This is a genomic window from Roseateles sp. P5_D6 (assembly GCF_054049415.1).
This window is the reverse complement of record NZ_JBFUMK010000040.1, coordinates 1-22,095: the sequence shown is the minus strand read 5'-3', so window position 1 is coordinate 22,095 and position 22,095 is coordinate 1. Positions and strand designations below refer to the sequence as shown.

The 22,095-nt window shown below is 69.2% G+C and carries 13 protein-coding genes and 2 pseudogenes; all 15 read right to left on the bottom strand.

Annotation, left to right across the window (positions count from 1 at the left end; genetic code table 11):
- Nucleotides 1-279, bottom strand: a pseudogene (locus ACXJKM_RS29605) (hypothetical protein); the annotation flags it as partial.
- Nucleotides 280-332: 53 nt separating this feature from the next.
- Nucleotides 333-3,269: a beta-galactosidase GalA gene (gene galA, locus ACXJKM_RS29600; protein ID WP_457356617.1), complete on the bottom strand. Its 2,937-nt coding sequence runs from the start codon at nucleotides 3,267-3,269 to the stop codon at nucleotides 333-335.
- A 191-nt stretch (nucleotides 3,270-3,460) separates the two neighbouring features.
- Nucleotides 3,461-4,978 carry a hypothetical protein gene (locus ACXJKM_RS29595; RefSeq protein WP_457356616.1) on the bottom strand — a complete coding sequence of 506 codons (1,518 nt, stop codon included), beginning with the start codon at nucleotides 4,976-4,978 and terminating at the stop codon, nucleotides 3,461-3,463.
- Nucleotides 4,975-5,397: an ExbD/TolR family protein gene (locus ACXJKM_RS29590; protein ID WP_056194722.1), complete on the bottom strand. Its 423-nt coding sequence runs from the start codon at nucleotides 5,395-5,397 to the stop codon at nucleotides 4,975-4,977. The genes ACXJKM_RS29595 and ACXJKM_RS29590 overlap by 4 nt, the downstream gene beginning before the upstream one ends.
- Entirely contained in the window at nucleotides 5,387-6,193 is an 807-nt protein-coding gene (locus ACXJKM_RS29585; RefSeq protein WP_056194719.1) for a MotA/TolQ/ExbB proton channel family protein, read from the bottom strand. The genes ACXJKM_RS29590 and ACXJKM_RS29585 overlap by 11 nt, the downstream gene beginning before the upstream one ends.
- Complete coding sequence (locus ACXJKM_RS29580) at nucleotides 6,193-7,212, bottom strand: hypothetical protein (protein ID WP_457356615.1); 1,020 nt, start codon at nucleotides 7,210-7,212, stop codon at nucleotides 6,193-6,195. The genes ACXJKM_RS29585 and ACXJKM_RS29580 overlap by 1 nt, the downstream gene beginning before the upstream one ends.
- 82 nt (nucleotides 7,213-7,294) lie before the next feature.
- Nucleotides 7,295-10,195: a M16 family metallopeptidase gene (locus ACXJKM_RS29575; RefSeq protein WP_457356614.1), complete on the bottom strand. Its 2,901-nt coding sequence runs from the start codon at nucleotides 10,193-10,195 to the stop codon at nucleotides 7,295-7,297.
- Nucleotides 10,196-10,256: 61 nt separating this feature from the next.
- Nucleotides 10,257-11,777 carry a putative ABC transporter permease subunit gene (locus ACXJKM_RS29570; RefSeq protein ID WP_457356613.1) on the bottom strand — a complete coding sequence of 507 codons (1,521 nt, stop codon included), beginning with the start codon at nucleotides 11,775-11,777 and terminating at the stop codon, nucleotides 10,257-10,259.
- Nucleotides 11,774-12,538, bottom strand: a complete 765-nt coding sequence (locus ACXJKM_RS29565) for an ABC transporter ATP-binding protein (RefSeq protein ID WP_457356612.1) — start codon at nucleotides 12,536-12,538, stop codon at nucleotides 11,774-11,776. Before ACXJKM_RS29565 ends, ACXJKM_RS29570 begins: the two co-directional genes overlap by 4 nt.
- 38 nt (nucleotides 12,539-12,576) lie before the next feature.
- Nucleotides 12,577-14,880, bottom strand: a complete 2,304-nt coding sequence (locus ACXJKM_RS29560; RefSeq protein ID WP_457356611.1) for a right-handed parallel beta-helix repeat-containing protein — start codon at nucleotides 14,878-14,880, stop codon at nucleotides 12,577-12,579.
- Nucleotides 14,881-14,932: 52 nt separating this feature from the next.
- Nucleotides 14,933-16,141, bottom strand: coding sequence for a glycoside hydrolase family 27 protein (locus tag ACXJKM_RS29555; RefSeq protein ID WP_457356610.1), 1,209 nt, complete (start codon nucleotides 16,139-16,141; stop codon nucleotides 14,933-14,935).
- 68 nt (nucleotides 16,142-16,209) lie between these two features.
- Entirely contained in the window at nucleotides 16,210-18,162 is a 1,953-nt protein-coding gene (locus tag ACXJKM_RS29550) for a sialate O-acetylesterase (RefSeq protein ID WP_457356609.1), read from the bottom strand.
- Nucleotides 18,163-18,324: 162 nt separating this feature from the next.
- Nucleotides 18,325-20,376, bottom strand: coding sequence for a beta-galactosidase (locus ACXJKM_RS29545; protein ID WP_457356608.1), 2,052 nt, complete (start codon nucleotides 20,374-20,376; stop codon nucleotides 18,325-18,327).
- A 21-nt stretch (nucleotides 20,377-20,397) separates the two neighbouring features.
- A complete protein-coding gene (locus ACXJKM_RS29540; protein ID WP_457322620.1) occupies nucleotides 20,398-21,816 on the bottom strand; it encodes a hypothetical protein in 1,419 nt (472 codons plus the stop codon).
- A 31-nt stretch (nucleotides 21,817-21,847) separates the two neighbouring features.
- Nucleotides 21,848-22,095 (bottom strand): annotated as a pseudogene (locus ACXJKM_RS29535) (dockerin); the annotation flags it as partial.

Below are 22,095 nucleotides of genomic sequence, written 5' to 3'. Positions count from 1 at the left end.
GGGCGGCATGCTCGGGGGCGGCAGATCGGGCATCTTGGGGGCGGGTGGCGGGGGCTCGGGAGGCTTTGGCGGGGTCTTGAGCTCAACGATGCTCACATCCGTGATGCGGGGCTTCTCTGGGGGCGGCACGCGGGTGCGCCACATCAGCACCGCCGCCAGCAGGATGAGATGGACGATCACCGCAATGGTCAGCGCATAGCCGTTGACCCCCCGCCGCCATTGCTGCTGCTGTCCGGTTTCAGTCGTGGTCGGGGCGGGGTCGTGAGATGGCGTTGTCATGTTCTTTTGTGACGTTCGGCTGTTGTCTAGCAGCCTGTAAGGCTTATCGGCGTTCAGAAGATCTCGATCACCGTCGCAGCTGGGGCAAGGCCCTCGCTGACGGCGCGCAGCGTGGCGCGGCCGCTGTCCCCGGTCTTGCCGGTGGACTGCAGGATCACCTGTGCATGGCCGTTGAACACGCTGCGCTGCCAAGGTGCGGCTGGTGTGGTGGTACGCAGCGTGGCCCAGCGGCGGCCGCCCTGCGCGCCGTCGAACAGCGCGCGCGTGCCACCGGCCGGCGTCGGGAAGACGGCGGTCAGCGTGGCCTCGGGCCCTGCGGTCGGGTCGAGGTCGATGGCCGCCATGCCGGCCTCCTGCCGTAGCGCGACTGGGCGGCCGTCCAGAAGGAACTGCACACCTGGTGCGACCTCGCCGAGGAGCAGCACCTGGCGTTCGCCGGCGGGCGCCGTGCGCGTGATGGTGGCCTGCACCATGTTCCAGGCGCTGTCGGCGGGCCGCTGGTCGGGTGGAACCCATGCGAAGGGGTCGCGCCAGCCGGGGCCTCCGGTCTGGGCGGTTCCGCCCATCAGCGCGGCCGCCTCCTCGGGTCGAGCGATGCTGTGGTGTCGCCAGTGCGTAGCGGCAGCGTAGCGATGCAGTTCAGCTGGCCGGTCGGCCTCGTGGGAGCCGGGGTCGCCGTTGCCCATGCCGATGAGCCGTACCGGCCCACTGGTTTCGAACGCGACGCGGTGCTCGGCGGTCGGAACGACACGGCCCTCGCGGTCGACGACGTTAACGGTGACCAGCGCGACATCGTCGCTGCCGGCGCGCAGCCGCGCGCGGTCCACCGTCAGCCGCACCGCAGTGCCGTCGCCCGTGGTGGCCACGGTCTGCGTGGTGACGAGCTGACCGGCCCGATAGCCGCGTGCCGTCAGGCTGCCCGGCGCATAGGGCACGGCCCATTGCAGGTGGCCGTAGCGCTCCAGCGCCTTGCGGCCGAGCGAGCGGCCGTTCAGCAGCAGCTCGACCTCGTCGGTGTTGGCGTAGACGCGCACATCGACGGGCTGGCCTTCTCGACCCGGCCAGTTCCAGTGCGGCAGCACGTGCACCATGGGCTCGGCGGTCCACGCGGCCTTCAGGTACTGGCCGCTGTCCTTCAGCGCGCCGGTCGTGTCCAGCATGCCGAACTGCGACGAGACGGCGGGCCAGCCGAAGGGCGAGGGCTCGCCGCGGTAGTCGAAGCCGGTCCAGACGAACATGCCGGCAAGGAAGGGGCGCTCGGCATTGAAGCGCCAGCCTTCCTCGATGGAAGAGGTGCGGGTGCCCGTGCGTTTGTCGTAGGCGGCGATGTGGGCACGGGCCGGATCGTTGGCATAGACGCCGCGCGTGGCATGAGTCGCGGCCTCCTCGGTGACGAGCATGGGCCGATCGGGAAAGCGCCGGTGCATCGCGTCGATGTCGTGCTGGCCCTTGTAGTTGAAGCCGATGACGTCCGAGCCGACCGACGTGCCTTCGGCTTGGCCCGAGCTGGAGGCGGCCTGCGTCACCGGCCGCGTCGGGTCCAGGCGGCGCACGATGGTCTGCATCTGCCGCGTCAGGCGGGTGCCGATCTCGCTGTTCTCAATGGCCCATTCCTCGTTGCCGACCGACCAGAGAATGACCGACGGATGGTTGCGGCCACGGCGCACCATGCGTTCCAGTTCGTCGCGGATCTGCGGCGCCGTGCCCATCATGCGGTGCTCGTCGATGACGAGCATCCCCAGGCGGTCGCAGGCGTCCAGCAGCTCCGGCGTGGCCGGGTTATGGGCGAAGCGGATGGCGTTGACGCCCATCGCCTTGAGCATCTTCAGCCGCGCCTCGTGCATGCCGTCGGGCAGCGCGACGCCGATGCCGGCGTGGTCCTGGTGGTTGTTGACGCCGTGCAGCTTGACGTGGCGCCCATTGAGGAAGAAGCCCTCGTTGGCGTCGAAGCGCAGGGTGCGGATGCCGAAGGGCGCGTTGACGCGGTCGACGACCTCGGCGCCACGCTTGACGAGGGTCGTCAGCGTGTAGCGCTGCGGCGTCTCCAGCGACCACAGCTGCGGCGCCACGACGCTCAGTTGGGCCGTCACCTCCAGGCTGGCGTCAGCGGCAACGCGGCCGGCCGGCACGCTGGTGCGGGCGACGACGCGGCCGGCCGGGTCGCGCAGCTCGTGCTCCAGGCTGAAGGACTCGGCCGCCTCGCCGCTGTTGCGCACGGTGGTGTCGACGGCCACCTCGGCGCGGTCGCCGTCGACCGTGGCGCGCACGAAGCTGCCTTGCGGCGTCACATGCAGCGACCCGGTCTGCGTCAGCCAAACATGGCGGTAGATGCCCGCGCCTTCGTACCACCAGCCCTCTGGCGTCGTGGCGTCCACGCGCACTGCGACGACGTTGCGCCCGCCGAAGTTCAGGTAGTCGCTGATGTCGACCTGGAAGCCCGAGTAGCCGCTGGCCTCGCGGTGCAGGTAGTGGCCGTTGACCCAGACGACGCTGTCGCGGAACACGCCGTCGAACTCCAGCGCAATGCGCTGGCCGCGCGCCGACGCAGGTATGGCGATCTCACGCCGGTACCAGCCAACGCTGTTCTCCGGGAAGCCGCGGCCGATGGCCTTCATGCCGTGCTGCGTACTGCCGCGTGAGCTGAATGGCAGCTCCACTGCCCAGTCATGCGGCAGGTCGACGCGGCGCCATGGCCGGTCCTCGAAGTCGGCTGCGGCAGGGCCGTCGCCGTAACCAGCCTTGCCGAAGAAGAACGGCCGTATGGCGTGGTCGAAGTCCTGCGCCGGGTCCGACGCGTGGCCCAGCGCGAAGCGCCAGCCATCGTCGATGCGGGTGCGCTGGCGCGGGCTATCGGCCGCAGTGGCGCCGACATGGGGCTGCCCGGCGCCGGGCCAATCCGTGCGGCCGTCGGCGCTCTGGGCTTGGGCGGCCAGGGGACTCAGTGCGGCCAGCGACAGCGCGAGGGACAGCAGGGTGCTCTGGAGTTTCATGGGTTTTCCGGACGTGAAGGCTTGGTCGGCTGGTGAGCCGCGGCCGGACCGTACGGTGCTGGTGGCGCGAGCGGTTGCGCAAAATACCGGTAATACCAATAAGAAATTCGCGCCTTAGTTAGGCGATTTTGCAGAAATTGGTCAGACCGGTGCAATTGGAGAAGACCCTATCGACGAACTGAGCGCAGCTATCAACGCGATTCCGAACGCGTCAGCACCATGGACAGGAATGACGCATTCGGGCCGTTGGACAGCTTGAAGAAGAGTTTGTTGCGGCCCTTGTTGAAGTGCAGGAGGCGCTTGCCTTCGGTGCGGTTGTAGTCGCGCAGATAGCTCGGGCCGCCGTTGAAGATGGTGTCGAAATACGTCGCCTTGTTGGCGTTGCCGCCCTTCCACACCATGCGGTCGTTCAGGTAGATCTGGACGTCGTCATCGGCCCCTATCCAAGCGATCAGGTCCTGGGCTTCGTCGACGAACACCTCGGTGTAGCCGTAGTAAACCGAATCTTCGACCTGGTCGGGCGGCACGAACGGATAGCTTTGCGCGGTCACGTAGCGCCACTTGAGCAGGCGCTTGTCCTTGCCGTAGTAGACGGCGTCCAACAGCACCGCCTTCTCGGGCGGGTAGGTCGGGTTGTCGAACAGGCCACCCTCATGGCGGCCGGGGAAAGGCCCGATGACATACCAGCTGTTCAGGTAGACCCGGTTCGCGTACTCCCCGCCCTGGCCGAGCACGCGCCCTTGTCCGCGCACGAGACCGGCCGCATCGACGGGCGGGATCTGGGCCTTGCCATGGTCGAAGAAGTCGGTGCCCCAGTATCTTTTCGATGATGTCGCGTGTTCGGTGCGGGCGTCCGCAGCGATGAAGTTGCTGATCTCGGCGTGAACCGACGTATCCGACCCGCCGCCCTTGACGGACGGTGCGCCGGGGCGACCGCCAGTGCCATCCCCGCCCGAGCCAGGCTTGCCGCCTTCGACCTGCACGCCGTTCGCCTTGGCCTCCAGGCGCTGCTGACGTTTGGCCAGCGTGGCTCGCGCCTTGGCTTCGAGTGCGGCGACTTCGCTGTCCGCCATCTCCTGCGTGACGGGCGCTGGCGTACTGCCGCCCGCCTTGCCCTCGCCCGCCTTGCCTGCGTCAGCCTGAGCCTCGTTCGCCTTGGCCCCAAGCTGCTGCGAAGGCTTTTCCGACGCGACGGGCTCCTTGGACTCGGGCGCAGCGTTATTGCTGGCCGCCGTGGTTTGCGCGACGGGCGCCTGCGGCGCCGCAGCCGGTGGCGGCTCGGCCGCTGGTGGCGGCTTGGGCACGCCGGTCAGTTGGGCCAGCTCCTCGGCCTTGATTTCCTTGTCGAGCGCGTCGATGGCCTTGGACAGCTCACGCGCCTGTTCCACCATTTCCTGCGGCGTTTGCGGCACCGCAGGGGGCAGGCCCGGCTCTGGATCAATGGCTGCCGATTTCTCCATCAGCCGCTTGATGGTCTGCAGGTCTTGCAGGCGCTTGGCCGTGCTGGCTTGGCCGGTGGCGCGCAGGCTGGATGCGACTTCGGCTTCCTGCTCGCGCAGCTCCAGCTGATAGCTGCCGAAGTAGTACAGCCACCCCAGCAGCGCGGCATGCGCGGCCACGGAAAGCGACAGATAGGGCCGGCGCACCACCTGCGTGGCGGCTGCCACGAGCAGGGACAGCAGCGGTGAACGGCGGGGTTCCCAGCTCATTGACGGGTGTGCATGGAAATCTTGGTGAAGCCTTCGAACTGGCACAGGTCCAGCACGTGCACGATGGCCTGATAACGCGCCATCTCGTCGCCGTCGATGCGGATGGGGCGGCCCGGGTTGCTCGCCGCCTCCTGCTTGAGGCGGTCGTGCAGGCCCTGCACAGATACCGCGCTGCCGTCGACATACAGCTTGCCCTGCTTGTCCACGCCAATCGTCAGCGGCGGCGCACCAGCGCCCACGCGGTCCAGGCTCATCTGCGCGGCCGGCAGCGTGATGGGCAGCTCCTTCTGCGGCCTCTCGCCGACGGGCTGCTTGAACGAGGTCGCCACCATGAAGAACATCAGCAGGAAGAAGATGCAGTCGATCAGCGCGATCAAGCCGATCTCCGGTGCTTCGTCCTCGCCCAGGTCAATGCGCATGCTGCACCACCCGCAGTGCCGGCGTTTCCGGCGCGGGCAGGAAGCGCTGGTTGATCAGCGCATTGATCTGCCGCTCCAGCGCCAGGCCGAGCGTCGCCAGGCGGTGCTTGAAGAAGTGGTGCATGCCCAGCGCCGGCAGGGCCACCGTCAAGCCCGCGGCGGTGTTGACCAGCGCCTTCGAGATGCCGCCCGCCAGCAGCGCCGGGTTGCCCATGCCTTCGGAGAAGGCGATCACATGGAAGGCGTCGATCATGCCCAGCACCGTGCCCAGCAGGCCGACGATGGGCGCCACCGTGGCCACGATGGCCAGCGCATAGGCCTTTTGCTGGTGCTGGCGCAGTTCCATCGAGGCGATGTCGCCGGCCGCACTGCTGACGACTGCGTAGGGCTGATGGCGATGCGCGAGCAGGAAGGCGATGACGCGCGCCAGCGTGCTGCCGTCGTCGGCCAGCAGCGTCTCCAGTTCCGTGAAGCGGCCCGCCGTCCACAACGGCTGCACGCGCGCCACCAGGTCGGCCGGCACCACGGCGCGGGCGCGCAGGTGCACGAAGCGCTCGATGGTCACGGCCACGAACAGGATGGACAGCCCCAGCGTGACCAGCACGGCAGCGCCACCCTCGGCGACCTGCTCGACCAGGTTCATCTCGGCCGCCAATGCCAGGCCGGGGAGGCTGGCTGCGCCAAGCGCGATTGCGATTCGTTTCATGGAGTTGAAGGAGTTGGGAGGGTTGAGCGGAGGCAGCACGGCGGCCAGCGCGGCGCGCCGCCAGCGGTGCACGACGGTCGAAGCAGTCATCACCCGCCCTTGCGCTTGCGCCGCCAGGCGTCCACCACCTGCTGTGCCAACGCGGCCGCCTCGGCTTGTTCTGCGGCACTCAGGGGCTTGGTCGACTTGGCCTGATCGAAGGCCGTCGCCATGGCCTTTTCCATGATGTCACCCATGCCGACGCCGGGAAACTTCTCATCCTGAATGGTCTTCCAAGCCACCTTGTAGCCCGCACGCTGCACCGGCGTGACGCCCAGATCGCGGGCGCTGTCGCCGGTGGCCATGGCCAGGTGCAGCAGCGCGTCAGCATCGCCGCCCGCCGCAGCCTTGCGGACCTCGGCCTGCAGTTTCGCGATCAGCGCGGGATCGGCTTTCTCCTTCTCAAGCGGGTTCTGCAGCGCGTTCAGGTAGGCCGAGGCCCCGCCCTCCGCCCCGCCTTCATAGGCGCGCTGGAACAGCTCCTTGCTGCGCCCCAGGGTGGCCTGGTCGAAGACCTGGCAGCGCCGCGCCTGACCCTCGGCGGACTCGATCACCTTGTTGACCCCGCCCCCGGCGTCCATCATCTTCTTGAGCGGTTCCGGCACGCCGTTGGCGCCGTCGCGCATGGCGTACAGCGCCCCAGGCGCGCCGGCCATCATCGAGCACATCTGCAGCGTCTGCGCCGCCTCCAGCACCTCCTTGGGCGTGCCGCCGCCCAGCGCCAGCTGCACCTTGCGCAGCGCCTCAGCCGGCGAGTTGGCCTGCTCCATCGCCTTCTTGGCCATGGCGCTGTAGTCGGGCGCCGATGCCGAAGCCCGGGCGGCTGCGGCCTGGACCGGCGCAGCGGAGGCTGCCGTCGACGCGGCCTGGGCCGGCGGCTCGGCCGGCGCAACGCTGCTGGCCGCCTGACTGGCTTGCGCCTGCGGGCTCGGCAGCGGCGCCTCGGCAAGGGGCGGGCGCTTGTACAGCCAGGTCCCGGTGCCTATCACCGCGAACGCGATGACGATTGCGAGGACGCGACGAGGCTGAGCGGGCGCGGAGGCCCCCGTGTGTTGCGGCTGTTCTGTCATGGTTCCTGCTCCTTGTTCGACACGGTCCGGACGGCGTGGCGCCGAAGCGCCTGCAACCACGCGCAGACCGGATGACTGCTGCTTACTTGGCCCTTTCCGGCGTGGCCGCCTGCCCGGCCGCCTCACCCGCCCGCGCCGCCACCTCGATGGGCTCCCGCTTGGCGATGCGGTCGCGGAAGAAGGCCTGCACCWGCTCGGCCGTCACGGCTTCGAGGTTGGCCGTCTCGCTCTGCATCATGGCCTTCATGCGCGGCTCGATGAGGATGCGCTGCAGCCAGTAGGCCCAGTGGCCGTTGTACTCGGGCGCCTTGCGGCTTTGCTCGATCATGGGCTGCTTGGCGCGCTGCAGCTCGTCGGCACTGACCGGCTGGGCGGCCAGCTCCTTGAGCTGGGCGCGCAGCACCTCGCGGAAGGCGTCGAACTTCTCGGGCGGCGTCTCGATCTCGGCGCTGAAGCGCCCCTGGCCGACGATGTCCAGGCCGCCGCCGCCGCTGGCGCGCGGCGAGTAGGTGATGCCGAGCTTCTCGCGCACGATGTCGACCAGCCGCGTCTGCAGCAGCGTGGCCGCTACCCGGCCGGTGTTGGACAAGGCGGTGTCTGTCCACTGGTCGGGCATGGACCAGTGCCAGCCGAGCATGCCCTGGTCGGCGCGGCCCTTGTGCAGGGCCACATGAGGCGCGCCGCCATCGGCGGGCGGCGTGGCCTTGAGCGGCACGGCCGGCAGGCGCGGGCGCGCCGGCCCGGCGCCGAAGGTGGCCTGCACGGCGGCGATGGCCGCTTCCTCGCTCACATCGCCGATGACCACCACATCAGCCGCCCCGGCCAGGGCCGGTCGCAGCATGGCGCCGACATCGTCGCCGCGGGCAGCCAGCAACTCGGCCGCCGTGGGCACGCCGCCGAGCCGCGGCTCGCCGTTGTTCATCACCTTGGACAACTCGCGCCCATAGACGATGCCGGGCAGCGTCTCGAACTGGTTGGCCATCATCGGCGCCACGCCGGCCAGCTTCTCACCCATTTCCGGGCGAAAGCCAGGGTCGCGCACGAAGGCGGCCAGCAGTTGGAGCTGGGGCTTGAGGTCGGTCGGGCGGGTGTCGCCCACCAGCAGCACGCGTCGGCTGTCCATTTGCAGATTCAGGCCGGCCAGCACGCCGCCGGCCTGCTGCCACTGCGCCACCTCTGCCAGCGAAAGCTTGCCGGTGCCGCCCAGCGGGAACATGTTCAGGGTCCAGGTGGCCGACACCTGCTCGGGCTTGAGGCCGGCCATGCCCTGGCCCACCAGCACCTGCACGATGACCTTGTCCTTCTCCTGTGCCGTGGGCTTGATGACCAGGCGCGTGCCGTTGGCAAAGGCCAGCGTGGTGCTGCCCAGTTCGGCGTCGGTCGTCTTGCTGACGATGGCGCTGGCGGCGCCGAAGTCGGTGTAGGGCCAGGTCACGGTCACCGGCGCGGCCTGGGCCTGCAGCGGCCGGGCCATGGCCTGGGCGAGCTGGGCAGACAGGGCCTGCGGCCCGGCGGCGCCGGCCTTGGCACTGCGGAAGACCAGCGGCCGGCCACCGAAGTCGCGGCGCAGCACGGCGGTCAGTTCCTCGGGCTTGATGGACGCCAGCATCGGCTCCGCCTCGGCCACGCCCTGTTCGGCACTCTGGTAGAGGCCCTCGTAGTGGACGGCGTTGACCAGGGCGTCAGCGATGGCCGCGCTCTGGCGCGTCGGTGCCTGGGCCACCATGGCCTGGAGCGCGCTGCGGATGGTCGGCATGAGGCGCTGCAGGTCGGCCGGCTGCACGCCCTGGGCCTGCAACTGGCGCAGCTCGGCCGTCGCGGCATCCAGGGCCTCGGCCCATTTTTCGGGCGGCGCCATCAGTGTCAGCTGGGCCTGGCCTGTCACCTTGTAGATGCGCGGCATGTCCATGCCGAAGGCGCCGAGGAAGGGGCTGCCTGGCTTGAGGGCACGGTCGCTCAGGCGCAGGTTGAGCACGCCGGCGGCCATTTGCTGCACGAGCAGGTCGCGGCCGAAGGCCAGCGTGGGCGGGCGCATGTCCGGCGGGTTGATCCAGGTCAGCGAGAGCTTGTCAGGCGCGCCGTCGGCGATGAACTCGGCCGCGGGCTGTGTCGGCTTGGCCGCGCCGAGGTCGAGGGCGTCGGGTTTGCCGCCCGCCTTCCAGTCGGCGAAGCGCTCGCGGATCTGCTTCTCGACGGCGTCAACGTCGATGTTGCCGACGACGATGAGGGTCGCGTTGTCGGGCCGGTAGTTGGCCTGGTAGTAGCGCCTCAGCTTGTCGGCCGTGGCGGCCTGGACGGTGTCGATGCGGCCGATGGGCAGGCGCTGGGCCACGCGCGTGCCGGCCAGCGTCAGGGCCTGCTCGGCAAGGAAGGCGCGCATGCCGGGCACGTCGCGCGTGCGCTCCTCCGACAGCACGACGCCCTTTTCCTGCTCGACGAGTTGGGCGTCGAGCTTGAGGTGCCCGCCAATCTCGCGGAACAGCATCAGGCCCGTGTCCAGCGCCGCGGCGTCGGCCTTGGGGAAGTTGAAGTGGTAGACGGTCTGCTCGAAATCGGTGAAGGCGTTGGTGTCCGCGCCGAAGCTCAGGCCCTGGCGCTGCAACAGATGCACCACCTCGCCGTCTGGCAGCTTGGCGCTGCCGCGGAAGGCCATGTGCTCCAGGAAGTGGGCCAGGCCCTGCTCTTCATCACGCTCCTGCAGCGAGCCTGCGCCGATGCGCATGCGCATGGCCACGCCGTCCTTGGGCGTCTCGTTGTGCTGGATGGCGTAGCGCAAGCCATTGGGCAGGCGGCCGAAACGCACCGCCGGATCAGGCTTGCGCTGGACCAGCTCATGGCCCCAGGCAGGCTGCGCTGCGGCGATGGTGGCCGTCGCGGCCGATGCCTCGGCACGGGCGGTCGCGGCGGCGACGCCGCACATCAGCGCTGCGGCCAGCGCGACGGCGTGCAGCACGGATGCGCGCTGCTGGAATCTGGATTTCATGCTTGTTCTCCCTGCCCGATGACGGGCTTGTTGATGGGCCGGCAAGGGCCCGACTCTCTTTTCATGCCGTCTCTGCCCGGCGTGAACGGCCCATCCACCACACCACGCTGCAGCCGAGCAAGGCGGTCAGCAAGGGCAAGGGCGAGTAGCGCGGTACCTCATTCAGGCAGTACGCCGTGCCCGCCCAGGCAAGGCCTGTGAGTATTTCGATCATGCCGACCGGTCCTTTGCCCTTCGCGCGCCGCATCAGATCCTTGCGCTTGCCCTGGATGGGGTACCACACCTGCATCACACCGGCCGAGACCGTGCCGCCGGCGAGGCAGAAAAGAAACGTCAGCGTCAGCCAGAGGCCGTGCGTCGGCAAGACCAGCAGCAGCGGCGACACCACCAACCACACTGGCACCAGCGCGGCCAGCACCTTCGGCCAGCGCAGCAGCGACGGTGGAACCGGTGCGCTGCCCAGCAGGTCAGGCGCATCCTCGGCCGCGACGGTGATCCAGGCCAGACTGCTCGCCAGTGACGATGCCAGCATCACCGCCACAGACGCCAGCACGGTCAGCCCCGCGCCGCGCAGTGCGAGCAGCACCACAGGCAGCAGGTACAGCAGCTGCAGCAGCGTCTGGGCGATGAGCTGCGGGTCGCGTGCGATGAGGCGCCACTCCTTGACCAGCACGCTGCGCCACAGCCCGCCCTTGAACCGGACGCTGCCGCGCTGCGGCGCCGCCGCGATACGCCTGGCGCTGCCGGTGACGGACTCCTGCGTGCCCGCCAGGAAACGATGGTGGGCCAGACCGATGACGAGCCCGAAGCCGACGACACCGACCAGCGCGACCGTCAGCAGCGGCAGCGGCGCGCCGACCAGCGCGCGGCCCGGAAACCAGAGGGGACTGTCCGGCGCCAGCGGACCGCCTGGCTCGGCCCAGCGGATCAACCGGGCAAGCAGTTGCTGCAGATCGGCAGCGCTGATCACGTTGGGCAGCTGCGACAGCACGGCCAACGCCCCGCCCATCAGCGTGCCCAGCACCTGCGCCACGATGCGGGCCCGGCGGGCGCCGAGCACACGGACCAGCGCCAGCGTGAGTGCCAGGCCCAGTGCGATGGTCGCCAGCGCCAGTGCCGGCACCGCCAGGTAGATGCCGAGCAGCTGCGGGTGCCCGAGGAACAGGCCCACGTGCGCGAACGGCGCCAGCAGGAACAGGAACAGCCCGCCGACGTTGGCGACGATGCCCAGGCCGCGCACCATGAAAACAGTGTGTGTCGCCACCGGTGACGACAGCAGCAGGTCGAGGTCACCGCGGTCGAACAGCGCCTCAACGGACTGCAGGATGGCCTGCGCGAGCATCAGGCTGATGGCGATCCAGGCCGCCGCGCAGACCAACATGGCCAGCACAAGCTGCTCGCTGCCGGGTGGCCACATGCGCAGAACGAAGTAGGCGCCGACGTGCAGCGCCACGCTCAGCGCGACGGCGAACCCCAGCAGCCCACGGGCCATCCGCTTGCCCATGCCGCGCCAGCCCAGCCGGAGCTCGTGACGGAGAAGCCACAGCACGGAGCCCGGGCGCAACGCCAGCAGCGCCGTCATGCCGCGCTCGTGAGCTGCAGGAACACGTCTTCCAGCGTCCCGCCCGGCCCGCCGCCGGTCGCCGCACGGGCGCGCAGTTCGTCCAGCGTGCCCTGGGCGGTGATGCGCCCGCGATGGATGATGCTGATGCGCTGCGCCAGCCGCTCGGCGATCTCCAGGATGTGCGTGGTGAGGATGACCGTGTGACCCTGCCTGACTCGCTCGACCAGCAGGTCCTTCACCTGGCGCGCCGCCGCCGCGTCCAGGCCGGTGAGCGGCTCGTCCAGGATCAGCAACTGCGGGTCGTGAATGAGCGCGCCGGCCAGCGCCAGCTTCTGGCGCATGCCACGTGAGAAGCCTTCGGTGATCTCGCCGGTGTGAGTCCACAGGTCCAGCCAGCGCAGCAGCTCCTCGGCGCGCGGCGCGGCCACGTCGGGCTCGATGCCCCACAGGCCGGCCACGAACTCCAGGTACTCGAGCGGGCGCAGCTTGCCGTAGAGCAGCGGGTCGTCGGGCAGGAAGGCCAGCCTGCGTTTGGCTTCGATGGGCTCGAGCGCGACATCGTGGCCCAGGATATGCACGCTGCCCTCATCGGGCCGCAACAGCCCGGCCACCATGCGCAGCGTGGTCGTCTTGCCGGCGCCGTTGGGGCCGAGCAGCGCATGGAACTCGCCCTGCGGGATGCTGAGGCTGAGCTGGTCCACGGCGGGCTGGCCGCCGAATCGCTTCACCAGGCCGTTGATTTCCAGTGCGGATGCCCGCTGCGGAGATTGTTGGTTCATCTTTTTTCTCCCTGCCTGATGACGGGCGTGTTCAACTTTTATGGTTTTGCGGGGCTGGGCCAGCGCAGGCGGATACGGGCCTGGTTGCGGACGATGACGAGGTCTGTCCCGTCGGCCAGCAGGACCCGCAGCGCCGCCACATCGGCGATGGCGCCCGCCTTCTCCGCACCGACGATGACGTCACGCGGCTTGAAGCCGGCCGCATCGCCTGGGCTGCCTGCCTCCACGCTCAGCACGATGAGGCCGGCCTTGTCACCCAGGCCAGCGGCCGACTGCTCGCCCAGGGTCTCGACCGGCTTGAGGCTCAGCCCGTACAGCTGTTGCACGGCTTGCGGTGGCGCGGCCTGGCTGAGCTGCTGGGTCACCGGGAATGCGGGCTGCTTCGCCAGCGCCTTCAGCCTCGCCGGGCGCACGCCGAAGTCGTCCATGGGGAAGTTGACGAAGCCGACGCGCGCGGCGAGCGCCGCGTTGGTGACCGTGTAGTCGCCTTGGGCCGGTGCGGCAAAGCGCGGGTCGCCAGCCACGGAGTCGGCGTCGGTGCCGCGCGCCTGGGCAGCGCGCAGGTCCGCTTCGGTGACGAAGAAGTTGCGGTTCACGCTGCGCCCCCAGCGCTTGATCTCCACCGGTTGATGCGCCCCCATGACGACGTTGGACTCGAACACGTCGCCGCCGTTGTCGAACCACACGTGCGGGTGGAAGCTGCTGTTCACGAGGATGTTGTTGCGCACGATGCGCTGGAAGCCCTCGCGCAGCTTGAGGCCGCCGGCCAGCATCAGGTTCTCTTCGATGACGTAGTTGGAGGCGCCGTCGTCCAGGTCGACGTCCCAGCCATGGTCGCAGCGCCAGCGGTTGCGCTTCATGAGGATGGGTTCGACGGCGTCCAGCAGCGCCAACTCCGGATGGGACGCCGCGCGGCGGTCCATCTCGGCGCGGTCGGGGTGCCAGAAGCGGTCACGGCCCCAGCTGTTGAAGCTGCCGTGGTCGCCGGTCAGGCGCACGGTGTCGAACACGTCGTTGTGGGTGAGGCGGTGGCCACCCCAGTTGCCGTCGCCGATGTTGATGCCGGCGCGCGGCATGCGGTAGATGCTGTTGTGGTCGACCGTGATGCGCGCCGCCATCGCGATCTGCACCCCGGTGGCCTGGCGGTCGATCTGGCCGATGTCGTGGATGAGGTTGTCGCTGGCCTCGGAGTCCTTGGGATAGGCGTCGGACTTGGGGCCGGGCGTGCGGTCGATGGCCGCGACCTCCAACTGCTCGTGGTACTCGAACAGCGGTGAGCGCACCGCCTCTGGCCTGCCGACGAAGGCCACGGCCGTGCCGCCGATGTCGTGGATGTGGTTGGCCGAGATGGTCACGCGCTGTGCGCGGCCGCTGACGACGACGGCATGGCCGCCGAGGTCGACGAACTCGGAGTTCTCGACGCGAACGTCGCCGGCGTTCTCGATGGTCACGGCGCCAGCGCGATAGAACTTCCAGTCCGAACGCAACAGCGGCTCGGTGGCCTTCAGGAAGGTGGGTTCCGTTTCCCGGAACACGAGATTGCGAACCCGCACATGCTGTACCTGGGCCGTGCGGCCTTCAATGCGGATGAGGGCTTCTTGCGCGCTGCCGCGAAAGCCCCGTGCCGGCGGCCGTTCGCCAGCCAGCGGCTTGAAGTAGAGCCAGCCCTCGCGGCGGTCATGGAACCATTCGCCCGGCGCGTCCAGTTCCTCCAGCACGTTCTCGACGTAGCGGTCCTTGTCGCTCGGCGGCATGACGCGGTTGTTGGCCAGTTGCGGGCCGTAGTCCAGGCTGCCGTCGGGCTTCTTGCCGAGGATGGGGATCTGCAGGCCGCCCCAACCGTAGCCGTGCAACGCGTGAAGCACGGCACCTTGCGGGTCACGCCAGCGTGCGACGCGCTCGGGCGAGGTGGCATCCGCGGCGCCGCCGAAGCCGGTGTGGGCGCGGTCGAGATTGGGGTAGCGGGCGCGCACGAGCGCGTGCTGCCCCAACCACAGGCGTTGAAACGAAGCGTCGGCCAGGCGGGCTCGCCAGATGCCGTCCTTCCAGGCCTCCCAGCGCAGTGCCGGCAGCGACATCGCACCGCTCAATACGGGCTGAGCGCCAGGCGCAGCGGCGAGCACGAAGGGCTCGTCTGCCGTGCCCGACAGGGCCTCGTCGATGACGATGGGCGCCGACAGCTGATAGTTGCCAGCAGCCAGCTCGATGCGGTGGATGCGCTTGTCCGTCCGCGCCCGCTGCAGGGCCGTCTCCAGCGACTTGGCGTCCTTCACGGTCAGCGCATCGGCCTGCGCGCCGCAGGCCAGAACCGCCAGAGTGAGCAGCAGGGTCATCAGCCTCATGGCGCGTCCCTCTCGGTCATCCGCGTTGGATGGCTGGTGTTCGCCGGTCCCGTCACGGCGCGGCCTTGATGCGCACCATGATCACGCCATGCGGTGCAACCTTGCCGCCGTAGCTGCCGCTCACGCCCTTCGTGACCTTCTTGCTCCACAGGTCCTTCACGTCGGCCTTCTGGTCGACGGGCAGTTGGAGCTGTTCCCAAGCCACCTTCATGTCGGCCGGCGTCTTGCCGCGGTTGAACAGCACCACCGCGTGCTCACCGCCCGCGAGCGGACGCACCCAGACTTCGAGGTCGCCTTCCTTCAGCGCGCGGCGGCCTTGCTGGCCCAGTGGATCCTGGTCGACGGCGATGACGTCCTTGTTGGTGAGGATGCGCACCGTGTCGGCGTCCATCTTCGACAGGTCGTTGCCAGCGATCAGCGGCGCGGCCAGCATGGCCCACAGCGAGAAGTGCGACTCGTACTCGGTGGTCGTCATGCCGCCGTTGCCCACTTCCAGCATGTCGGGGTCGTTCCAGGCATTTGGCGCTGACACGCCCCCGCGCGCGGCCTGCATGTCCAGGACGTTGGTCATGCCATTCCCCTTGTCCTTCGTGCTTTCCCAGCCGTCGTAGATGTCGTGGGTGGTGCGCCACAGGTGGCCCACCGTCGGGCCCCAGCGCTCGGGATGGTCGGTGCCCCATTCGCAGATGGACAACACGATGTCGCGGCCGGACGCGCGCAGGGCCTTGGCAATGATGGTGTAGGCCGCCTCGGCGTTGCGGGTGCCGGTGTTGCACCAGTCGTACTTCAGGTAGTCGACGCCCCATTTGGCGTACTGGCGCGCGTCCTGGAACTCGTGGCCGGCGCTGCCGGGGCGGCCTTCGCAGGTCAGAGAGCCAGCGTCGGAATACAGGCCGAACTTCAGACCCTTGGCATGCACGTAGTCGGCGAGTGCCTTCATGCCGGACGGGAAGCGCTCCGGATCGGCTTGGATGTTGCCGTCGGCGTCGCGGCTTTTCTGCCAGCAGTCGTCGATGACGAGGTATTGATAGCCGGCGTCCTTCATGCCCGAGGCGACCATGGCATCGGCCTGTTCGCGGATCAGCTTTTCGCTGACGTTGCAGGCGAACTTGTTCCACGAGTTCCAGCCCATCGGCGGGGTCGGCGCCACATTGGGCTTGGGAGCCTCCAGCTTCAGCGTCCCGTCGGCATGGGCGTGCGTGGTGGCGATGAAGCAGAGCAGTGCGACGGTACGAGCGGCGCGTCGGATGAGGTGGTGCATGCAGAAGTTCTTTGGAGGGACTGGAAGAGAGGGGCGTTCTGAAGTGGTGCGTCGGACGGGCGTCGGATTCAGCGCCCGTAGCGCCGGCCTGCCGACTCCAGCGGCCAGTCGTCGGTGCGCAGCGGCGGCAGGGGCAGGCCATCGCCACCGACCACATTGGCTTCGCTGGCGTTGTTGACCCAGGCATAGCGCGCGGCGACAGGCGACGGCACGGCGGTGCTGCGCAGCACGATGCGGTCGCCGTCGAAACGTGCTTCGGCCGGTACCCAGCGCCGGTCGGCGCCGGCGACGTAGAAGCCGCGCAGCGGCTCGCCGGTGCGCGCAGTTCGCAGGCCGCCGGCGGTGGTGTCGAAGCGCAGCTCAAATTCGCCGCCCTTCGACTGATGGCCGGTCAGGCGCGGGCCCGTGGCCGGCGCGGTGCGCAGCCCCAGCTCGTGCATCGCCAGCGCGGCCAGGCGCTGGCCCACGGTGCGCTTGTTGCGGGGGTGAATGTCGACGGCATCGCCCACGTCGATCGCCGTGGCCATGCCGGTGTGGGGCAGCGCCAGGGCCGCGGCCTGGCTGGCGCGCAGTTCGGCCCAGCCGTTGCCGTCGGGCCGGTTCTCGGCCATGGGCCGCCACGAGGCCAGTTGCACGAAGAAGAAGGGCAGGTCAGGGTCGGCGAACTGGCCACGCCAGTCCTGGATGAGGCGCTTGAAGCCGTCGGCATAGGCAGCCGCACGCCCGGAGTTTTCCTCGCCCTGGTACCAGAGCACGCCGCGCACGGACAAGCCTTGCAGCGGGGCGATGAGGCCGTTGTGGCCCAGGGCCGGGGCGCTGTTCGCCACCGGGCCGCCAGCCGCCACGAGCTTCTCGACGCGTGCCCGCCAGGGGCCGGCGAGCGACACGGTGCCGGCCGCCGTGTCCAGGCGCAGATTGGCAGCGTCGCCATCGATGCCGCCGCCGCCGCCGGTGTCGGTCACCCGCACGGCGATCCAGTTGGCGCCCGCGCGCAGCACGCCCGCTGGCAGCGTGTAGTGGCGCGCCTGCTCCCAGCCGCACTGGCCGCCAATCTTCTGGCCATTGACCCAGACCTCGTCGCAGTCGTCCACCTTGGCCAGGTGCAGCTCAGCGGCTCCGGCGGCCTGGGCAGGCTTCAGCTCAATGCGCTTGCGCATCCAGACGACGCCGTCGACGTCGGCCAGGCCCTGGCCTTCCCAGTTGCCGGGCGCCTTCAGTGTGGGCCAGTCGGCGTCGATGTCGGCAGCGGCAGACCAGCCCGAGGCGTCCACGCCCTCCAGCGGAAGACCCTTCTGCCAGGCGGCGATGCGGGGCAGCATGCGCTGGCCCAATGCTGCAGTGAAGGCAGCGTTGTCGGCCGGCAAGGCGTGCACCGCGGGTGCGAGGTCAGGGTCGCGCAGCGCCGCGTCGCGGCTCATCCAGGTCTCCAGCATGGAGCCGCCCCAGGCCGTGTTGATCAGGCCGATGGGCACGCCCTGCACCGCCTGCATCTCGCGCGCGAAGTGGTAGCCGACGGCGCTGAACTCGGCCACGCGGCCGGGCTCGGCAACGACCCAGGGCGCTGGCGCGATGTTGGCTTCGGGTTGCACGCTGGCGCGCAGCGGCACGCGCAGGTGGCGCAGCTGCGCGTTCTGCGGTGAGGCCACTTCCTGTGGGCCGGTGTCGGTCTGCGCCAGCGGCCACTCCATGTTCGACTGGCCGCCGAGCAGCCAGACGTCGCCGATCAGCACGTCGTTCAGCGCTGCGGTCCCGTCGCCCTTGACGACCAGGCGGTGCGGGCCGCCGGCCGGCAGAGGCGCTAGCTGCACGCGCCAGCGGCCGTCGGCGCCTGCGCGGGCCGTGCCGCTGCGGCCGCCGAGGTCGATGCTCAGCGTCTGGCCTGGTGTGGCCTGACCCCACACGTTCAGCGGTCGGTCGCGCTGCAGCACCATGTGGTCGCTGAACACTTGGGCCAGGCGCACCTCGGCGTGCGCGGTGGCAGCCAGCAGGCCAAGCAGCAGGGGGAGGGCTATCGTTCTCATCGCGTTGTTCTCGTCTTTCGGGGCTTCATCTCAAATATCAATTCCGCTTGCACGGCATCCGGCGGCGCACGAACCGGGATGTTGCGGGCCGTCCCCGAGGAGAGCGACCGGTCTTGCCGACGTTCAGTCGGTGCAACAACTGGGCGAAGTGCCTGTCATCCTTCAGTTCAGGGGTTCCAGCAGCTCCACGCCGAGCGGCGCCAGCTTCAGGCTGCCTTCCCAGCGCTGGTCACCGAGCACCCCCTTCATCGCGCCGGCGATCGGCACCTCCATCGGGTGCCAGTTGGCGTTGACGTACAGCACACGTCCTTCGACCTCGCGCGCGAACACGCCGTCGGGCGTCTTCGGACCCGGCTCGATGCCGAGGCTCGCGTAGAGCGAGCGCAGCAGCGGCCGCATGATCTGGGGCTGCGCCGGTGTGGCGAGGTAGATCGCGCGGCCCTTGCCGAACCTGTTGACAGTGATGGCCGGCGGCCTGCCCTCCAGGTTGCTGAAGCGGCTCAGCACGTCGGCGGTGGAGGGCTCCAGCACCTCGTAATGCTCGATCGTGCCCTTGACCTCCTCGTCGCCGATCTTCAGCGTGCCGGCGACGCTGTAGTACTCGTTGGTGCGCAGGCCGAAGACGTCGGTCAGGCCGCCGGGCAACGGCGTCCCGTGCCACTGGTTGTGCTCGTTCACCTTGGCCGACTGCGCCGTCATGATCACGGTGCCGCCGTCGGTGACGAACTTGCGCACCGCCTCGGTGGAGGCTTTGTCCAGCAGGTACATGCCGGGCAGGATGATGAGGCGGTAGCGGCTCAGGTCTTCGTAGGAGAGCTTGATGGCCGCGACGTCGATGTTGTCCTTCAGCAGCGGCTCGAAGGCACCGAGGGCCTGCTTCTGATAGGACGTCTTCAGGTAGTCGCGGGAGCTGTTGGCCGGGCCATTGGCACTGTGGGCCGCGACGTTGTCGAAGGAGTAGGCGATGGCCACTTTGGGCTCGACGCGGCGCGGGAAGCCCAGTTTCTCCAGCTTGGCGTRGTCGCCGGCGATGCGGGCCCATTCGGCCAGCTTCCACGAGGGGCGGTCGTCATGGTCGAGCAGGCCCATCAGCGCCTGCTCCTCGCCGCCGAGATGGCTGTTGAAGGTCCAGGCCAGCGCGGCCTGGSCGCCCATCAGCAGCACGAAGTGGGCCCACATGCGCGACCAGCCCTTGCTGCCGTAGGAGCCTGGGCCGCCGGCGGTGAACTCGTTGAACCAGGTCGGCGTCGTCATGCCCGCCCTGATGAGGGCCGCCTGCCATCCGCCGTAGATCGGTTCGCCGGCATAGAAGCCCATGGCGCCATAGGTGGTGTGCTGGCGATAGCTGCCGTGGTAGTCGAAGCCCTTGCGGCCCGACCAGCTCCAGTAGTTCGACAGCGTCGGCTTGTCGGGCGTGTTCTTGCGGCGCACGGCCTCCCGGTCGTCGAGAACGGCGATGGTCAGGTCGGACCAGAAACGGCGCAGGTCCAGATAACGCTCGGCGGGGCCCGGACCGTCGGCATAGGGCAGCCGCACTTCTTCCCACTTGCCGATGCGACGCGACCAGCGCTGCGTGGCCCAGGCCTTGTTCAGCGCGTCGATGCTGCCGTAGCGCTTCTTCAGCCATTCGACGAAGCGCTTGCGGTCAGCCTCGGAATAGGAGATGTAGCCGTTGCCGATCTCGTTGTCATAGCCCACGGCCAGCAGGGCCGGATGCTTGGCGTAGCGCTTGATGAGCGTGTCGGCCATGCGCGTGGCCAGGCGCCGGTAGTCCGGGTCGCCGATGTTGTCCATGTAGCGCTCGGCCGGCGCCAGGCGGGTGCCGGCCTGGTTGGTGATGTCGACACCGGGGTATTTGTGGTGCAGCCACATCGGCGCCGGCTGCCCCGGGATGTCGAGGATGACCTTGATGCCGGCGGCGTGCACCTCGGCCATCACGGCGTCGAAATGCTTGAAGTCGAACTTGCCTTCCTCGGGTTCGAAGTAGTCCCAGGCCAGGTCACCCATGCGGACGACCTTGAAGCCGGATTGCTTCATCAGCGCAACGTCGCGCTTGACCTGCGCCAGCGTGCGGTCCACGGGCTGGTAGTTCACGCCCGCGAACAGCTGGCCGGCCCCGGGCCAGTCGGGGTGGCCTTCGGCGCTCTGGGCGAAGGCGGGGTTGAGCGCGGCCAGGGCCAGCGAGCAGGCAATCAGAGTCTTTTTCAGTTTCATGATCGGGATCAGCGATACCCATCAGGCGCAACGCACGAGGCGCGCCCCATGCGGCGGCACGGTCAGCACGCGGGTGCCTGCGGGGAGGTCGGCGCGTGCCCAGCAGTCGCGGCTGGCGTCGGGCAGCCACGCAGGCAGCGGCACCTGCCAAGGCGCGTCGCCAGTGTTCAACCACGCTGCCCAGGTGCCCTGCGGGCCGTTGCAGACGAAGCGATGGCCCTGGGCCACCGAGTGCCACTCGCGTGCCCCGGGCACGCGCAGCAGCGCCAGCACCTCGGGGTTGGTGACCAGGCGCAGCGTCCAGTCGTCGAGGCGGCGCAGGTCGTTGCCGAGGATCAGCGGGCTGCGCGCGCAGGTCCAGGCCGTGAGCATCAACAGCTGCTCGTCACGGCTGAAGCCGGTATCGCGCTCGCCACGGCCTTTCTCGTCGTAGTTGCGCAGGCCGATCTTGCCGACGGGCAGCATGTCGGCATCGGGCCAGGCGCCCGCGCGGGCGTGGGGCGCCCACTTGACGAGGTTCACGAGGTTGTCGCGCAACTGGGGCCAGGTGTCCCAGAAGTCGTTGCACACGCGCCATTGGTTGGCGTGCGCCTGCAGGTGGGCCGATTGATCCAGGTGCGCCGGGCCGGGCGACAGGCTCAGCACCATGGGCCGACCGGTGGCGTCGATGGCGCGGCGGATCAGCTCCACTTCCTTGGCGTGATAGTTGGGCGCAGCGATGTCGTCGACCTTGACGAAGTCCACGCCCCACTCGGCCAGCTGGGCGAACCAGGCGCGGTACCACTCGAAGGCGCCGGGATGCTCGGGCTTGACGCCGCACATGTCGGTGTTCCAGGCGCAGGTGGAGTGGGAATCGGCGACTTCGTTGCAGCGGTACTTGCTGCCGGCGATGGGCAGTTCCAGCCCGACCGCCTGGCGCGGGATGCCACGCATGATGTGCACGCCGAAGCGCAGGCCCATGGCGTGCACCTTGGCGGCGAGCGGCGCGAAGCCGCGGCCACCGGCGGCGCTGGGGAAGCGGTTGGGCGCGGGCTGCGGGCGGCCGTGGGCGTCCAGCACCAGCGGCGCGAAGTCCCGGTACCACCCCGACGTGGCGCCCGCCTCGTACCACTGGATGTCGACGGTGGCGGTGTCGTAGCCGAAGGGCAGGAAGCGCTCGGCCAGGATGCGCGCGTTGTCCAGGTACTCCGCTTCGGTGACGCTGGCACCGAAGGCGTCCCAGCTGTTCCAGCCCATGGGCGGCGTGGGGGCCCAGGCGTGGAAGGGCAAGCCGGGCTCGGGGGCGCCGCCGGTGGCCGAGGCCTTGGCAGAGGGGCCAGCGGCAGCTGCCGCCGACCCGCCGGCCATGGCGGCCAGCCCGGCGCTTGCCACGGTGCGCACGAAGCTGCGGCGGGCCGGTTCATCGAGCGAGGTGGTGGCTGTCGAGTTCGTCTTGTTCATGAGCGATGCGGAATGAGGAAGGGCGCGAGGTTCAGTTGCTGTAAAGCATTCCGCGGCCGGTGCCGCTGATGTAGATCCGGCCGTAGATGGCTTGGTCGGCCGCCATCACGCCGATGCCGCCGAACTGGTTCGCGTCGTCGTTGAAGCGCGTCCAGGTGGCGCCGCCGTCATCAGAGCGGTGCACGCCCCACACGCCGTTGATCACGCCCACGACGTAGACCGCGGCCGAGTACGGCGCGCCAGCCTTGGCCTTGCCCAGCGCGATGGCGCTTGCACCCT

Bases quoted from the DNA above. Each gene is read 5' to 3' on its own strand.
- ACXJKM_RS29550 (WP_457356609.1), bottom strand. From the start codon at position 18,162: ATGAGAACGATAGCCCTCCCCCTGCTGCTTGGCCTGCTGGCTGCCACC.
- ACXJKM_RS29555 (WP_457356610.1), bottom strand. From the start codon at position 16,141: ATGCACCACCTCATCCGACGCGCCGCTCGTACCGTCGCACTGCTCTGC.
- ACXJKM_RS29565 (WP_457356612.1), bottom strand. From the start codon at position 12,538: ATGAACCAACAATCTCCGCAGCGGGCATCCGCACTGGAAATCAACGGC.
- ACXJKM_RS29540 (WP_457322620.1), bottom strand. From the start codon at position 21,816: ATGAACAAGACGAACTCGACAGCCACCACCTCGCTCGATGAACCGGCC.
- ACXJKM_RS29570 (WP_457356613.1), bottom strand. From the start codon at position 11,777: ATGACGGCGCTGCTGGCGTTGCGCCCGGGCTCCGTGCTGTGGCTTCTC.
- galA (WP_457356617.1), bottom strand. From the start codon at position 3,269: ATGAAACTCCAGAGCACCCTGCTGTCCCTCGCGCTGTCGCTGGCCGCA.
- ACXJKM_RS29595 (WP_457356616.1), bottom strand. From the start codon at position 4,978: ATGAGCTGGGAACCCCGCCGTTCACCGCTGCTGTCCCTGCTCGTGGCA.
- ACXJKM_RS29580 (WP_457356615.1), bottom strand. From the start codon at position 7,212: ATGACAGAACAGCCGCAACACACGGGGGCCTCCGCGCCCGCTCAGCCT.
- ACXJKM_RS29560 (WP_457356611.1), bottom strand. From the start codon at position 14,880: ATGAGGCTGATGACCCTGCTGCTCACTCTGGCGGTTCTGGCCTGCGGC.
- ACXJKM_RS29585 (WP_056194719.1), bottom strand. From the start codon at position 6,193: ATGACTGCTTCGACCGTCGTGCACCGCTGGCGGCGCGCCGCGCTGGCC.
- ACXJKM_RS29590 (WP_056194722.1), bottom strand. From the start codon at position 5,397: ATGCGCATTGACCTGGGCGAGGACGAAGCACCGGAGATCGGCTTGATC.